General features: G+C 66.2%; 1 protein-coding gene. It reads left to right on the top strand.

Translation table 11 applies throughout. The annotated features are described in order from the left end of the window. Positions 1–18: 18 nt before the first annotated feature. Positions 19–529: response regulator (locus tag ACXJKJ_RS32065; protein WP_457395780.1), on the top strand; the 511-nt coding region annotated here is incomplete at its 3' end.

The raw sequence follows: 529 nt of genomic DNA, 5'->3' as shown, positions 1-529 counted from the left end.
AAGCAGTCCGGTGGTCACGTGCTGCTCGATTCCGCACCTGGCATCGGCACCACCATCACCATGCTGTTCCCGCGTTCGTCGGCGCCGCTGCCGCATGATCGGCCGCTCGGCGAACCGCGACAGGGACTCTACGAGGTCCTGGAGGACACCACGATCCTGGTCGCCGAAGACAACGACGATGTCCGCGCCTACACCGTGGAAACCCTGCGCCAGCTCGGTTACCGCGTGCTGGAAGCGCATGACGGCCCCTCTGCCATGCGACTTCTGGAGCGTACCGATGTCAGCGTGGACCTGTTGTTCTCGGACATCGTGATGCCCGGCATGTCCGGGTGGGAGCTGGCCAAACGGGCGTTGGCGCGAAATCCCGGCCTGCATGTGCTGTTCACCTCCGGCTACCCGCGCGACCTCGATGCCAGCGGTGCGCTTGGCCGGAACATTGCGATCCTGGCCAAGCCGTTCACCCGGAGCGACCTGGCCGGATCGATCCAGACCGCATTGCAGGAGGACCCGGCCGGGTCCCTCGCTGACG

Source organism: Roseateles sp. P5_E1 (assembly GCF_054049335.1).
Note: the sequence above shows the minus strand (reverse complement) of the source record. Positions and strands in the feature narration are given on the sequence as shown.